Origin of the sequence: Paenibacillus sp. SZ31 (genome assembly GCF_012912005.1) — a bacterium.
In the GTDB taxonomy this organism is placed as follows: Bacteria; Bacillota; Bacilli; order Paenibacillales; family Paenibacillaceae; genus Paenibacillus.
Genome location: NZ_JABBEA010000008.1, coordinates 165,175 through 179,461, shown reverse-complemented (window position 1 = coordinate 179,461; position 14,287 = coordinate 165,175). Strand labels below are relative to the sequence as shown.

At 47.4% G+C, this 14,287-nt stretch carries 9 protein-coding genes; 5 read left to right on the top strand and 4 right to left on the bottom strand.

Features of this window, described 5'->3' with window-relative positions; translation table 11 throughout:
• Positions 1-62 precede the first annotated feature (62 nt).
• Complete coding sequence (locus HF638_RS17160; RefSeq protein ID WP_248278181.1) at positions 63-1,715, bottom strand: alkaline phosphatase; 1,653 nt, start codon at positions 1,713-1,715, stop codon at positions 63-65.
• 233 nt (positions 1,716-1,948) lie between these two features.
• Between HF638_RS17160 and HF638_RS17155 the strand changes: the two genes are divergently transcribed.
• From HF638_RS17155 to HF638_RS17145, 3 genes are all read left to right on the top strand, one after another.
• Positions 1,949-3,862 (top strand): AraC family transcriptional regulator, encoded by a 1,914-nt coding sequence (locus HF638_RS17155; RefSeq protein ID WP_169481288.1) that lies wholly within the window; start codon positions 1,949-1,951, stop codon positions 3,860-3,862.
• Positions 3,863-4,117: 255 nt separating this feature from the next.
• Complete coding sequence (locus HF638_RS17150) at positions 4,118-5,374, top strand: amidohydrolase (RefSeq protein WP_169481287.1); 1,257 nt, start codon at positions 4,118-4,120, stop codon at positions 5,372-5,374.
• 595 nt (positions 5,375-5,969) lie between these two features.
• Positions 5,970-8,213 (top strand): carboxylesterase/lipase family protein, encoded by a 2,244-nt coding sequence (locus tag HF638_RS17145; RefSeq protein WP_169481286.1) that lies wholly within the window; start codon positions 5,970-5,972, stop codon positions 8,211-8,213.
• 499 nt (positions 8,214-8,712) lie between these two features.
• Here HF638_RS17145 and HF638_RS17140 read toward each other — a convergent pair whose 3' ends face one another.
• Positions 8,713-10,299 (bottom strand): choice-of-anchor I domain-containing protein, encoded by a 1,587-nt coding sequence (locus HF638_RS17140; protein WP_169481285.1) that lies wholly within the window; start codon positions 10,297-10,299, stop codon positions 8,713-8,715.
• A gap of 231 nt (positions 10,300-10,530) precedes the next feature.
• Between HF638_RS17140 and HF638_RS17135 the strand changes: the two genes are divergently transcribed.
• Both HF638_RS17135 and HF638_RS17130 read left to right on the top strand, forming a co-directional pair.
• Complete coding sequence (locus HF638_RS17135) at positions 10,531-11,490, top strand: helix-turn-helix transcriptional regulator (protein WP_169481284.1); 960 nt, start codon at positions 10,531-10,533, stop codon at positions 11,488-11,490.
• Between the two features lie 111 nt (positions 11,491-11,601).
• A complete protein-coding gene (locus HF638_RS17130) occupies positions 11,602-12,795 on the top strand; it encodes an MFS transporter (RefSeq protein ID WP_169481283.1) in 1,194 nt (397 codons plus the stop codon).
• 72 nt (positions 12,796-12,867) lie between these two features.
• Here the strand turns inward: HF638_RS17130 and HF638_RS17125 are convergent, their stop codons facing one another.
• Positions 12,868-13,431, bottom strand: a complete 564-nt coding sequence (locus HF638_RS17125; protein ID WP_169481282.1) for a DUF1697 domain-containing protein — start codon at positions 13,429-13,431, stop codon at positions 12,868-12,870.
• A gap of 33 nt (positions 13,432-13,464) precedes the next feature.
• A complete protein-coding gene (locus tag HF638_RS17120) occupies positions 13,465-14,115 on the bottom strand; it encodes a hypothetical protein (protein WP_169481281.1) in 651 nt (216 codons plus the stop codon).
• Between the last annotated feature and the right edge of the window lie 172 nt (positions 14,116-14,287).

The following is a 14,287-nucleotide window of genomic DNA, read 5'->3' as shown; positions in this document are numbered from 1 at the left end:
GCTGCCGAAGTATTCGGCAGCCAAATGGTGTAATCTCCAGTCGTTCCAGCAGCTCTAACGAATTATTGTATCAGATCAACGGCTGTCTGTGGAACAAAGGCTTCTACACCGTTATAGACAATGACACCTTCCAAGGCTGTCTTTTTGCCGTTTACTAGTGCAATATTTTTGTAGATTTGCAGTTCCAGCTTAGTGTTGCCTTTTGTAACGAGGATCTTCGGATTTTTGGCATCCGTCAGGTCCAGCTTGTACGTCGCGCCTTTGGCTGTAAATGCCTGTTTGGCAGGTACAAACAATTGTTTGCTCACGCTGTCGAGATCCAGATCCAGTACACGAGCCATATATTTGGCGACATCCGTGTTGTCAATCACACCGAATGGACGGTCATTGTTCGGAGCATATGTGTACAACACGACATCTCCACCTGTATGACCACCGGTTGTCCAGCCGATCCCTGCACGTTTGCTAATCATTGGACCGATTGCATAGTTAAGACTGCCTGGCTCGGCCGCTTTAATGGTGGCAATCTCTTCGGAAGTCAGGTCCGTAATGCCATAGTATTGTTTCATCACTGCTTTGATGTTCGTACGCTTCGCATTCAGCTTCGCTTCAACGCCCTCGCCTGTAAGCTTGGCCTTTTTCAAAGGTCCGATAAATGTGGACAACGGCTCTTTATCGTATGTGCCGCTAGTTGCGTTGTTACCAATGGTGAGTCCACCATTACCATGGTCCGTAACAGCCACAACGGCAGTCTCTCCATCCGCTTTGGCAAAATCCATGGCTACCTTTACGGCATCGTCAAATGCCAGCACGTCACTGATAATACCAATCGGATCATTGGCATGAGCTGCCCAGTCCACTTTGCTGCCTTCGACCATCAGGAAGAAGCCGTCTTCGTCTTTGGACAGAACTTCAATAGCTTTGGATGTCATCTCGGCAAGGCTCGGCTGCTTGGCAGGATCACGGTCCATATTGTAAGCCATGCCTGCGGGTGCGAACATACCCCATAATTTATTTGAATCGGATGCTTTCATTGCCTCCGGTGTAGTGACGTAATCGTAACCCAGTGCCTTAATGGAAGACACCAGATTTTCGCCGTCTTTACGTCCGGCTGGCTCAAGATATTTGCTACCTCCACCCAACACAACATCCATGCCATTGTAGACTTGTTGTTTGCTGAGGGCATCATAGTTTTTACGGTCCGGATAGTGGGCAGAGAAGTCCGCTGGTGTGGCGTGCATAATCTCGGATGTGGCTATAATTCCGGTTGCTTTACCGGCGAGTTTGGATGCTTCCAGCACGGAAGCAACAGGTTTTCTTGCATCTCCAGGCGCAATTGCTTTCTGTCCAGGCATCGTAGCCTTGTCCGGCAGTACCCCGACAAATCCGGTATGCGATTTATAACCTGTTGCAAAAGCTGTTCCGGCAGGAGCCGAGTCCGCAATCGGCGCATCAGCGGAGTGTGTACGAACCATGCCGCTTGCCATGGAGTCCAGTGTTAGGGACGAGCCTTTGTACCAACGAGCCAAAGCAGTCGCATCGTTAGCCATGCCGTCAGGAATGAGTATAATGACATTTTTAATCGGTGATGCAGATGTCGTTGAGGTCGTGTCTTCGACAGCCCACGCTGCACTGCTTCCTCCGAGTGTAGCCGTAACAATCGTTGTCACCGCGAGCATCATTTTGGCTGCACGGACATTAAACCGGTTTAACATGAATGCATCCTCCTAGAATATATGTATAGTTTGTTTTGTCTCCAGAACCCAGTGTATACAACAATTGCTAAACCAATATATGAAATGGATTAACTATATGTAAAATTTACGATTAATGAAGGGTGGTGGAATTCAGGTAAACTGGACAAAATGAGGATCACTCTTGTATGTTAAGGAGAAAATCGGGCTTGGGAAAGACCCTCGTCTAATGATCGGCTTTGAGGTGGTTTGTAATGAAAGAATGGTCAGAAGCCATTCAGTGGTGGAATGAAAATCAGGTGAAGCTCATGGACATTCGTCATCTGGTCTTGAAGCCGGGACAGGTGCTCAAGCCGTATGTTCTGCCAGCCCATGCTTTTTTGCTGATGGTCAGAGGGGAGGCCATTATTCATTTGGGCAAAGAAAAGCTCAGGTCCAACCAGACACAGGTTCTACATGGTGACAAAGGCACAACTATACATATCCATTGTCTGGATATGCCTTTGGAATATTATCTAATTCTATATAAACCCCAGCCAAGCTTTGCAGGTACCGACCCATCGAGAGCGGAAAACGTACAACGGGAGTACGCATTTTCTACGCAGCAGTATCATTTTGCAGCAACCTATCCACTATCGCTAATTCCCATAATGGAGAGAATGCATGAATGCTGGTCAAGCGGCGAAGAACTGCACAGGCTGCAGGTCACAGGACTGTTGTATCAGTTTGTATACGAACAGTTTCGTCAATGGAAGCTGGCGGCTGAGCAGGTGATAGAACCTCCGGAATTGGCCGAGCAGATTGCAGCGTACATTCAAGAGCACTACGCGCATCCCGTGTCCATGGAGGATATGGCGGCCCAATTTCATTACAGCAGTCACTATCTGGCACGGGTATTCAAGCGCAAATTCGGATGCAGCCCCATGGATTACGTCATCCAAACCCGGATGAACCGAGCCAAAGTATTGTTAACAGAGACAGATGTTCAGATTCGTGATGTGGCTGAGAGCGTCGGATATAAAGATCTGTACTACTTTAGCCGAATCTTCAAACGAATGATGGGAGAAACCCCTGCTCAATATAAAATGCATAGTCATCTTCCTAAAGGTTCAAATCGTACCAACAAGAAGTCGGAATCGTTCATTGCTGGAGAGCTCGGACAACGCTATATTGATAATAACGATAATCATTATCAATACAATACTTGGAGCGTGAATGACTTGAATGTTCGTTTTAAGCCTACGTTGGCGGTCAGTTTATTATTTAGTTTATCCCTGCTATTAGCAGCTTGCGGGGGAGGGGCTGATCCACAGTCAACAGCAAATGAAGATGCTTCATTGCCTGCAACCAAAATGTATACCGACGCATCGGGGAGAACGATTGAGATTCCAGCTCAGTCTACCAAACCGGTTGTAATCACATATGGTGGGTATTTGCTGCCACTTGGAATGAAGCCGGCGGGTGCGAATAAGGAAACGCTTGATCTGTACCCGGAAGAGATGGCTAATGTGCCGGATATCGGATCAGGAACGGGGAACGTAGAAGTGGTATCGGATCTGGAGCCAGATCTGATTATCGTACCGGATTATACAAGCACGGAAGTGATCGGCACCTATGAGAAAATTGCGCCGACGATTACAGTAGCCTGGGGTGGTGACCCGGATGTCATCAACACGCTGAGAACGATGGGCGAGATTATGGATCGGAAAGAGGAAGCGGAGAAATGGATTGCTACCTTTGAAGATAAGTTGAAGGGGATTCGGGATGAACTGAACATCAACATTGAACCGGGAACCACGGCCATGTCCTTCGTCATCTACAATAAGGAGGTATTACTTGGGGGAGAAGGCGGCACATTGGGCAAGCTGATATACCAGGATTTCGGATTTGATATGCCTGAACAGTACAAAGCCTATGCAGATGGTGGAACCGTGCTCTCATTGGAGAAGCTGGCGGATAAACCTGCAGACTACTTCTTCACCCAGATGGACGATGAAGAGATGGAGCAGATGATGGAACTATTCAAGGAGCCGGTGTATCAGAGTATTCCTGCAATTAAAAATCATCGGATCATTAATGTGTCTCGCAACTATTGGAATTATGGACCGTATCTGGTCGACAAGGGACTGGATAGCCTGATTGAGCAAGTGAGCAAGCTTCAGGAATAGTGATGATGTCATTCTATAAGTGTGGCTCCAAATCACGTCATATTAGAGCAGGTCATAGGTGAATTCACCTATGGCCTGTTTTGTTATACCAGGGGTTCTGTATATAATTAAAGATTATAACCCACGGAACAGGGAGTAAATGCAAGATTGTAGTAGATCATCAGGAGCAGGCTTAGTGACTCATAACGTTGAATGAGTAGTATGGAACGGTATGCATGATCAAATAGATAGAGGTTGGAGAGAGGGGAATGACACATGATAGATATGATCGCGCTTCGCCGGGATCTGCATGAACATCCTGAACTGGGATTCACGGAATTTCGTACTGCGACCAAAGTGGTGCAGATGCTGACGGAACTGGGGTATAGCGTCACATATGGAAAAGATGCGATCGACGACACATCACGGCGTGGACTGCCCAAACCGGAAGTGTTGGAAGATGCATATCAGCGTGCCCTCCGGGAAGGTGCAGATCCCGTAATCGTGGAGCGGATGCGAGGTGGATTCACCGCCGTTGTCGCTGAACTTCAAGGGGAGCAGGAGGGACCAACGACGGCGTTCCGCTTCGACATGGATGCACTGCCGATCCGTGAGAGCAAGTTGGAACAACATGCGCCGCAAGGGGCACAATTTCGTTCCAGTCATGAAGGCATTATGCACGCCTGTGCACACGATGGACATACAACGATTGGACTAGCACTTGCAGAACGGTTGAGTAACCGGAAGTTTGCCGGCAAGATCCGGCTGTTGTTCCAGCCTGCCGAAGAAGGTGTGCGCGGAGCATATGCCATGGTCGAAAAAGGAATGCTGGAACAGGTGGATCGCCTGTTCTGTATGCACTTGGGTACCGGTGTGCCATCCGGTCATATCAGAGGTGCGTCTGCCGGATTCCTGGCAACGACCAAGCTGGAAGCGCACTTCACCGGGGTATCTTCCCATGCAGGGGCTTCACCGGAGGAAGGACGGAACGCGCTGCTAGGCGCAGCGACCGCCATGCTCAATATTCATGCACTACCCCGGTTCAGCTCGGCAGATACCCGGATCAATGTAGGTATTTTGGAAGGTGGAACAGGGGCCAATATTATTGCTGAGCATGCCCGTATGGTTATCGAGACGCGCTCGACGAGTGAAGAAACAAATCGGGAGCTGGAACGTCGCGTGCGGCACATCATTGAGCATAGCGCAGCCATGCATGAACTGACCGCTACCGTTGAGGTGATTGGAAGTGCTATTCCGATTGGATGTGATATGGAACTTGCAGAACTTGCGGTTCAGCAAGCAGAAGGCATCGCTGGGTTCACCCATGCCGAGGCCATATCGGATAGTGCTTCTCTCGGCAGTGAGGATGCCAGTTATATGATCCGGCGAGTACAGGAGCAAGGTGGCAAAGCTACGTATATGATTGTTGGGAGCGAGTTGCCTGCGCCGCATCATCATCCCGAATTTGATATTGAAGAAGCGGTATTGGCCCCTGCGGTAGAACTGCTGGAAAAGTTGGCACGTACACTGTAAACGACAGGTTGATAGGGCAGCAGATATCCATGGATTGAGAGTTAGCAGTCCAGATCATCATGATGTAAGTTAAGTTTAGACCCGCATGAGAATGCGGGTTTTTAGTGTTAGCCCTGTCAGAGATCATATAAAGATGATTAAAAAAAATATTGCGAACGCTTTCATTCTGTGCTAACATCACCATAACAACAGGATTGTAACCGTGTTTAGGGCAATACCTGTGTCAGTTCATTCGTTGGTTCATTCATCATCAAACGATTGATTGCGTTTACATTTTCATATGGAGTGAACCTCATTCCTCAGGGTTGTTACTGATTGCAGGCAAAACCTGAATTGAGGGCAGTAGACCACGCTAAAGCGATGTCTGTTTGCCTTCGGTTCAGGTTTTTTTATATAAAAAAATGCCTGATGGCATAACCGCAAGCGCCGTAGCAGATATTTTGAGAAGAAAGGAGCGCAGCAGATCATTTTTCCTAAATAGAGATATAGACTCATCCAGACATTGGAATACTGATTCTTAGATACGAATTTCAACTGAACATTTCCAATGAAATTATCCCATCACACACTATTCGACAGCGAGGAGATTTATGACATGAAAACCATTAAACGTTCGATTGCCGTAGCAACAATTCTGGGGTTATGTGTATCCGCTCTACCAGCTTATGCAGCAGGCAATACAGCATCCTCTTCTTCAGCAGCGATGGACAAACTGATCCAATCCGAGCTTATTCGCGGCAGCGGTCAAGGCGTTAATGCGGCTTATCTGAACAAAAAGGCTACACGCATTCAGGCCGCAGTGCTTTACTTGCGTTTGTCCGGATTGGAGAAAGAAGCACTCGCCTATCAGGGAACGGAAACGTATGACGATGCGGCTCAGGCAGGCAAAGTATTGCAACCGGTCGTTGGATACTTGAAGCAGCATCCGTATGTAGCTGAGATCGTAACAGGAACGGAGAAGTTTGATCCTAACGCACCCCTTACAGCAGAAGGTTATGCCGAAATGTTACTGAAGGTGCTCGGATATGAAGCGGGTACGGATTATGAGCAAGGAGCAGCTTCCACCTATGCGGCAGGTAAAGGAATTAAGGCGCTTCAAGGGCAGGGAGCGAGTCAACTTACTAATCGCCTGATGGCAGAGGCAACCGCACAGGCTTTGCAGACGCAGCTCAAGAATGGCAGTGGAACCTTGGAGCAGAGTTGGTTGAAACATAAAGAGGCTGGGGCGTTCCAACCTCAAACGGTGCAACAGACCAAATATGGTGCGATTGATGGCAAAACCTATGAGCAATATGGCACGCTCGGCTGGCTCGGTGTTCCTTACGCGGCACCTCCGGTAGGTGAACTGCGCTGGAAAGCTCCACAAGAACCGGAAGCATGGACAGGAACGAGATCGGCTAAGGAATTTGCAGCGAACAGCTTGCAGATCTCTGGTAAAAATACTGTAGGCAGCGAGGATTCGCTGTATCTCAATATCTGGCGTCCCGACACAACGAGTTCGAAACTTCCGGTGATGGTGTTCCTGCACGGCGGCGGGAATATGACCGGATCAGGTAAAGATTTTCAGGGTGAACAGCTTGCACGGAGTACCAACAGCATCATTATCTCGGTGAACTACCGTTTGGGAGCCCTTGGATTCTTCGAGAATGCAGCGCTGAAAACAGGTAATGCCCTGGATGACTCCGGTAACTACGGTCTGCTTGATGCATTCCGTGCACTAGAGTGGGTACAGGATAATATTGAAGGGTTTGGCGGAGATACAGGCAATGTGACATTAGCCGGACAATCTGCGGGTGCACGTGATGTGCTGGCAACTCTGATCTCTCCACTTAGCAAAGGACTGTATCAAAAAGCCGTTGCTTTCAGCGGAGGATTGACGACAGCATCACCGGAAGAAGGCGAACAAAAATCTGAGGATGTACTCATGAAGCTGCTCGTGCAAGAGGGGAAAGCGGCTAACGCGGAAGAAGCAAAAGCATGGATTAGCAAGCAATCTCAGGCACAGCTAGAGAGCTACCTCCGTGCACTGCCTGCGGACAAGCTGGTCACAGCATTTGGTGCAACCGCAATCCGTATGGAACCATTCCCGCATCTATTCCGGGATGGTAGCGTGATTCCAAAAGAAGGATTTGACGCCATCAATAGCGGCAATTATACAAAAGTTCCTGTATTGCTTGGCAGCTTGGAAACGGAGTTCTCTGGCTTTGCCTTTGGTGATCCGAACTTCGCTCCATCCATCGCTGATGAGACTCTGTTTACCGATAAAACCAAAGCGGAGCAATATGCTGCTGCGTTGAAATACGGTAGCGAAGCTTATGCAGGCTTTAATGCAGAGCGTGTAGCGGAGCAATTGACGAGTGAAGCAGGTCAGCCACCGGTATATGCGTATCGTTTTGCATGGGGTACACAACCTGGAGTCATCTCTGAGCGTTTGCTTACATTACTGGGCGCACCACATGGTGCAGACATGGACTTCTATACAGGGCACGCAGACGGTATTGCTGCCTATTTCCCTGAGGGGTACTTTAGCGATACGAACAAACCAGGACGTGATCAGTTGTCCACCGCGATGGCAGCATACCTGAAGCAGTTCCTGTACACAGGCAATCCAAGTACGGGTGGGTCCCCTGATCTGGCGGCATGGACACCTTGGACGAAAGATGCCCAAGCCTCAATCATGCGTCTGGATGCAAGCAATACAACGGCAGAGATTGGCATGTCCACACAATATAATCAAGACAAAGAAGCCGTTATGGCGAAGATGAAAAAAGAATTGCCTGAAGAAACGTACAAACTGTTGACGGAAAAAGTGTTCGCAGGTCGTTTCTTCTGGGAATAAGGATCACCGGATAGGAAGGTATATATAGATATAATGAAAGCCAAGAGAGCATGCTCTCTTGGCTTTTTGTACTGTTTGTTATACTTAAATATGGTATTGTTGTAAATATAAATTAATAAGATATAGGAAAGAGGAAAACGTACATTATGGATGGAGTTAGTAATTTTGGTATTGCTGGGATTATAACGCTATTAATTTTCTTTATTATGATTGGTCTTGTATTATATCTGGTTTTCTATCTTGGGATGAAGAGGTCTGGCGTCAAAGAGGAAGTATCCGCATTAAGGATGGAAGTACGAGTGTTACAAGAGGAAGTAGAGCGGAACAGGCGGGAATTGGAAAATATAAAGTCTCGTTAACTGTTTGAAGCACTAGTTGTGGAAATGTGAAATAGTGTGGCGTGTACAACAGTATGAGAGGATAGGGGCTCTTCGCCCCCTCCTGCTCAATACAGCGTGAAAACGTTCAATTCAGCCTTTGCATACTAAGGACACTTGATCTATTTCTTGGCAAAAAAGCTAAGTGTTCCTGTGCTTTCATCAGCACTCACAAACAGGTTACGTCCATTTACCCGATGGATTCCCTCCGGCGACTCTCCGGCTGTAGGGATCAGACCGAGATAGTCCGGATTGACCGGATCAGCAAGATCGAAGAACAAAATGGCATCTGCCCGTTCGGAAGCTACCGCGGCATATGTTGTACCATCTACAGTAGCAACGGTTAGATTCTCCACTTCACTTCCCTTGTTGGGACTGCGATCATCCGGGTACAAGCCAACCATGGCGGTTGCCCCGTCAATGAGGTTCTGGCTATCGTACATCCGCTGGCCTTGTAGATCCCAGACAGCAATATTACGTCCGCCTGCTTTTACACCATCCTCAAATTCATTCTTGCCCAAGTCCCCTTCATTGGCTGTCAGCAGGTATTTACCATCTGCCGAGAAAGCAATACCATCCGGTTCATAACGAGCGGTTAATGTCTCTTTAAACTGAACGATACCGTCATCTTTCAGGTCTGCTTGATGTGAAGTGGTACCAAGCGCGAAGATCGAGCTGATCTTTTTTGTCTCCAGATCTACGATGGCCACGACATTGTTCTCCTGTAACGTGATCGCTGCTGTCTTGCTATCCAGACTCATGGCAACATACTCGGGTTGTGGATCATGCGGATAGATGGCGCCTTCTACATTTTCGAGAGATACCGGTAAGTTAGTGATCTCGCCCTCCAATACGTTCCCGCCAGCAAAAGATACAACCATTATGCTACCCGGACGTTTGGTGTTGGCATAGTCAATTTCATCGGCAGCTTTATTCAGCTCTTCATCCTCTATCGCGATCACCGCATGCAGACCGTCAGGTGACAGTGCAATCGAGTCAGGACCAATACCAAGTTCATACGTTTTGACGGTTTTGTAGGTTGTCAGATCTACAATGGCAAGCAATCCTTTGTTTGCTTCACGGTCCGTATCACCTGTACGAATAACAGCCAGACCATATTTGCCATCTTTGGACACGGTAACGCTCGTGACTTCAGCTTGGGCGGAGAGGTCATGGAAGCTGACGGTCTTCAATACATTGATGTTTTTCAAGTCAGCGATGTCCAGCACGGAAATACTGCCATTGTCCGCCTCGGTTACGAGCAGGCGCTGTCCATCTGGTGTAGAGGCTGATATTTCTGCTTTGCCACCAGGCATCTGGAAGGATGCGGTCCGTTCAAAACCGGTTTTATTTTGTTTCAGGATCAATTGATCCGTGATTAATTTTAGCGTTTGGGGAGATACATAGGTTGTCCCATTGGTGATATAGCTTTTACTATCCAGAGGAATTTTCACACCGTTGATGGTGGCTGAGGACGTTCCTACAGGAATTTGTACTTTAGTATCTGCGATCTGGATATCAACACCGCGGCTGCTTCCGTTCCATGTGACCGTACCCTGCATGTTTTGGATGGCTGTACGCAGGACGATATGATCATTGGCAGGTTTAGTTGCGTCAGCGGCATGGATCATGGATGTGTAGCTAGTGGCTCCTGCGGTAAGAATGGCAGTCATCGACAGAACGGCAAGCCATTGATTTCTCTTTTTCAATGTTCCAGATCCCCTTTATCGTTTCGTGTGTGATGGCATGTACAATTGTTTTAGTATGGGGATGAAATGTTAAAAAGAAATATGAGAAGTCAGCAAGTTATGTAAAACATGTTGTCTTTCCAACTAGCCGAAAAGAAGAAATTGCGGTAGAATTAATTGAGAATAATTATCAATTAATTCAGGCTTTTTTTATTGACGAGTCTGATCAAGATATAGGCGAGGTGAATACCTATGCGCACGGATGATGCATTAGGCGTAGTATACCAACATTACCTGACCCAGGAGCCTTACAGTCAGCAAGATGAACACACGTATCTGCTCTCTCCCAAGGCGGGTAGCGGTAAGGTCAAAAGAGTGACAACATACAGTGGCATTGAGATTTTATATTCCCAGGTTGAATATCATCAGCCTTATCCAACGTATTTTGCGTCCGAGACACCCATCGTGGAATTGCAATTTGCTTTGTCTGGTCAACGTCATGTTGATATTTCCGGCATGGATTATTCGTTATCGATTGGGCAGGGTGCCCTCATTTTCATGCATGATTTCGAAGCGTGGTTTCATCCTCCGGCCGGGGAGCCGTATACTTCTTTTTCGCTGGGGATTCCGGTATCTCTGTTCAATTATGCAGCGGCACAACTGGGCAGTTTCAAGCCGATTGCGTTTAATCAGGTATTGGGGCGAAAGGTGTTCAAGCCGATTGTCTTTCAACTGGATAGCCGGATACGAACGATGATTGACAGTTTGATTGTGGAACTAAACAACAGTTATCGATCATCTTTAATGATGGAAGCGACAGCCTTGGAGATCTTGAATCGATTTATGATCCAACTGTTTGATCTGGCGCCGATTCCTGCGGGATTCTCCAGAGAGGACATCCGGAAGTTACATACGGCACGGGAGATTATGGAGGCTTGCATGGTAGATCCTCCGTCCTTGCTAGAATTGTCCAGACAAGTGGGGCTTAACGATTTCAAATTAAAAAAAGGATTCAAGGCGCTTTTCGGAAGCACGGTCTTCGAATATTTGCGTCAGGTTCGTCTCGACAACGCCATGAAGCTGCTGCGCAATCAGGATAACAACGTCACCGAGGCCGCGATTGCGGTCGGTTACAGCAATGTCAGTGCCTTTTCGCAGCAATTTTATCGTAAATTCGGCGTGAAGCCCTCTGAAATGAAAAAGATTTATTAATAAATCCGCCTTGCGGTGAATTGTTCCGTATAGAGGCAGTGGGGATTCTCTCAGCCTTGTATACTCCAGGTACAGTGGATACTGTACTGAAATATAGAGGAGTGTATAAGCATGAACCGAATCAGAGGAAGTATTTTTTTTAGCGTATTTGCAGCCATGTTGGGTCTGATGCTGATTGCACCCATTATGCCGCCGCTTATTCGCGAGTTGGGCATGAAAGAAAGTCATTCCGGTCTTATTATTTCGCTTGGGTCCATTATGATGGCTGTTATGGCTCCGGTATGGGGCAGATTCAGTGATCTGAAGGGCAGAAAACCCATCATATTGATTGGATTCATAGGGATGTCTGTTAGCTGTGCATTATTCGCCCTGGCATTGTATGGGGGATTGAATGCATGGATTGGAGGAGGCGTGTTGCTTACCCTTCTGATTGTGACGCGAAGTCTGATCGGCATGTTTATACCAGCCGTACTCTCTTCTGCTCAAGCCTATATGGGTGATGTGACAGAAGGGGAGGAGCGGGGAAGCGGGATGGCGATTATCAGCGCTGCCAATGGACTGGGCCTTGTATTTGGACCCGCCATTGCAGGAGCATTTACTATCATCGGTCTGCTGTGGCCGCTTTATTTTGGCATTTTTATAGCGATCGCTGCGTTTATTATCGCTTTGTTGTTAATCCCGGCAGCCAAACCCGTCATTCAGGCAAAGCCGCCTAAAGTCAACCCGTTCCAACGTGGGTTACGAATGTACCTTGCTGCCGGCTTGGTTACGATGATTGGCATCATGACATTGCAGGTTGTCGGGGGATTTTATTTTCAGGATCAACTGGCTCTATCTCCAGCGGCGACGGCCCGAATGGTTTCGTTTGGACTCATGTTCTCCGGAGTAGCGATGTTGATCATGCAGGTCATTCAGATGAAGTGGTTGAAATGGCAGCCGCGTCCGATGATTTTGCTTGGGTCCCTTTTTCTGATCGCAAGCATGATCCTGTTTCTTGTGTCCACCCAGTTGCCCCTGTATTATTTCTCATTCTTCCTGTTCGGTATGGGTTCGGGTCTGATGATGCCGGGCTTCATGGCAGGTGCTTCGCTCGCGGTCAGCAAAGAACAACAGGGAGGAGCAGCCGGATTGGTAGCAGCGATTCAGGGGATATCCGCTGTCATTACTCCGATACTTACAACGACACTTTACCAGGTGGACAAACATATTCCATTTATGCTCGTGGCCGTTCTTGTTGTTTTAATGGCAATCATAATGCTGGGAATGCGAAAGAACCAGCCCCAATCGGTAGCTGGATCTCATTAGTTAGCAACGTGATTTAAACTACAATGTTTGACATAGAGGTACGGTGCTGCGAAGCTGGAAACGGCGTCCCTTTCAATGCGAAGTAGCAGCGGCTGCCTGCATTAGTGCATAGATTTTACGTGTGGTATTCACATTTCTAACCGTCATATAGGCATAGACTTTGGATCCCACAAGCTTGTTCATGCCACTTTTGGACGCATCTTCTCTGCTGACCGAATATAAAATGGCTCCGGGGATATAAATTAGCGTGCCGATTCCCGGTTTGATTGGCAGCTTGTCCAGCACGGAGGGCTCATTGATCTCATCCCAAAGGAACAGTACATCACTTTTGGCGGTGTCATCATTAGCCCATTCCGCTGGCAGTGCCTGAATAACGCTTTGGATTTCATCCATATTCCGCACCATTACCCTGATCTGTAAGCCGAAATCGGCGGCGATGGCCTGTTCTAACACATGGGATATCTCCGCATTCGCATCGGCACGTTCCTGATGATCGGCAAAAATAATATTGCCAGAGTTGATGTAGGTCACGACATCCAGCATGCCTGCTTGTTCAAACGTTTCTTTTAGCTGCTTCATGTTAATCTTATTGTTACCACCTACATTAATACCCCGCAGCAAGGCTACATAGTTCATATGGATGTTCCTCCAATTCCTTAATTCAACGGTTTAACAAAATGACAGATACTCGAAAAGATGTGCAATATACTCTTCTCCCAATAGGGCCTGCAATAAAGGCTCCACTTGCTCCAGATATTCGGGCTTGGTTTCATAGGTTTCTTCATCTTTCACTTCCCCGGCATAGCTCCGTGCCGCTTCGATCAGGATAGCTAGTGCACTGAAAAAATCAGACAGCGAATCAGCGACACGATTGGCTTCTCCACCTGTAAAAGCGGCATATACGGGAGAGTTCGGTGCTTCCACATCTACAATGATCGGATCATCGTTTACATTCGCGATGACGACGTGATTTTTTGGCCAAGTGGAAGATTCCTCATAGGGTTCATTCATGCCAATCCAGCGGTAACCTAGTTGCTGACGGTGCAGATGTTCAGGTGCAACAAAAGAGATTAGCGCTGCATCACCGATCTCGACGGCGGCATTTTTCATTTTGAGTGTACCTTCAGCTTCCGCATCCATCATTTCATAATGACTGTACAGATACTGAAGTTCTGGAGAAAGGGGTATTCGTGTATCCACTTCCGGCTGTTGATGTTGTTCGCGAGGACGCAGATCATGATTTTGGAAAAGTCCATAAGCTTCATTATATAAATCCTGCTGTTCCACAAAACGGCTCAAGGCCGCATCCAGTTGTTGCATGGTGTCTGATTCCTCCTGGTAAATTGGTTTAGTTCTACGCCGATCCAGTTGATTCTTGGCTATAAGCATTATACTATATCAAAGATAAATTCGAAAAAACGTTTGAATGCGTTTACAATAATTCGTGAACATGATATAATTTCATTCAAATAAGGATTGTTACTGCTTCGGG

Bases quoted from the DNA above. Each gene is read 5' to 3' on its own strand.
- HF638_RS17135 (WP_169481284.1), top strand. From the start codon at position 10,531: ATGCGCACGGATGATGCATTAGGCGTAGTATACCAACATTACCTGACC.
- HF638_RS17155 (WP_169481288.1), top strand. From the start codon at position 1,949: ATGAAAGAATGGTCAGAAGCCATTCAGTGGTGGAATGAAAATCAGGTG.
- HF638_RS17125 (WP_169481282.1), bottom strand. From the start codon at position 13,431: ATGAACTATGTAGCCTTGCTGCGGGGTATTAATGTAGGTGGTAACAAT.
- HF638_RS17120 (WP_169481281.1), bottom strand. From the start codon at position 14,115: ATGCAACAACTGGATGCGGCCTTGAGCCGTTTTGTGGAACAGCAGGAT.
- HF638_RS17150 (WP_169481287.1), top strand. From the start codon at position 4,118: ATGATAGATATGATCGCGCTTCGCCGGGATCTGCATGAACATCCTGAA.
- HF638_RS17130 (WP_169481283.1), top strand. From the start codon at position 11,602: ATGAACCGAATCAGAGGAAGTATTTTTTTTAGCGTATTTGCAGCCATG.
- HF638_RS17145 (WP_169481286.1), top strand. From the start codon at position 5,970: ATGAAAACCATTAAACGTTCGATTGCCGTAGCAACAATTCTGGGGTTA.
- HF638_RS17160 (WP_248278181.1), bottom strand. From the start codon at position 1,715: ATGTTAAACCGGTTTAATGTCCGTGCAGCCAAAATGATGCTCGCGGTG.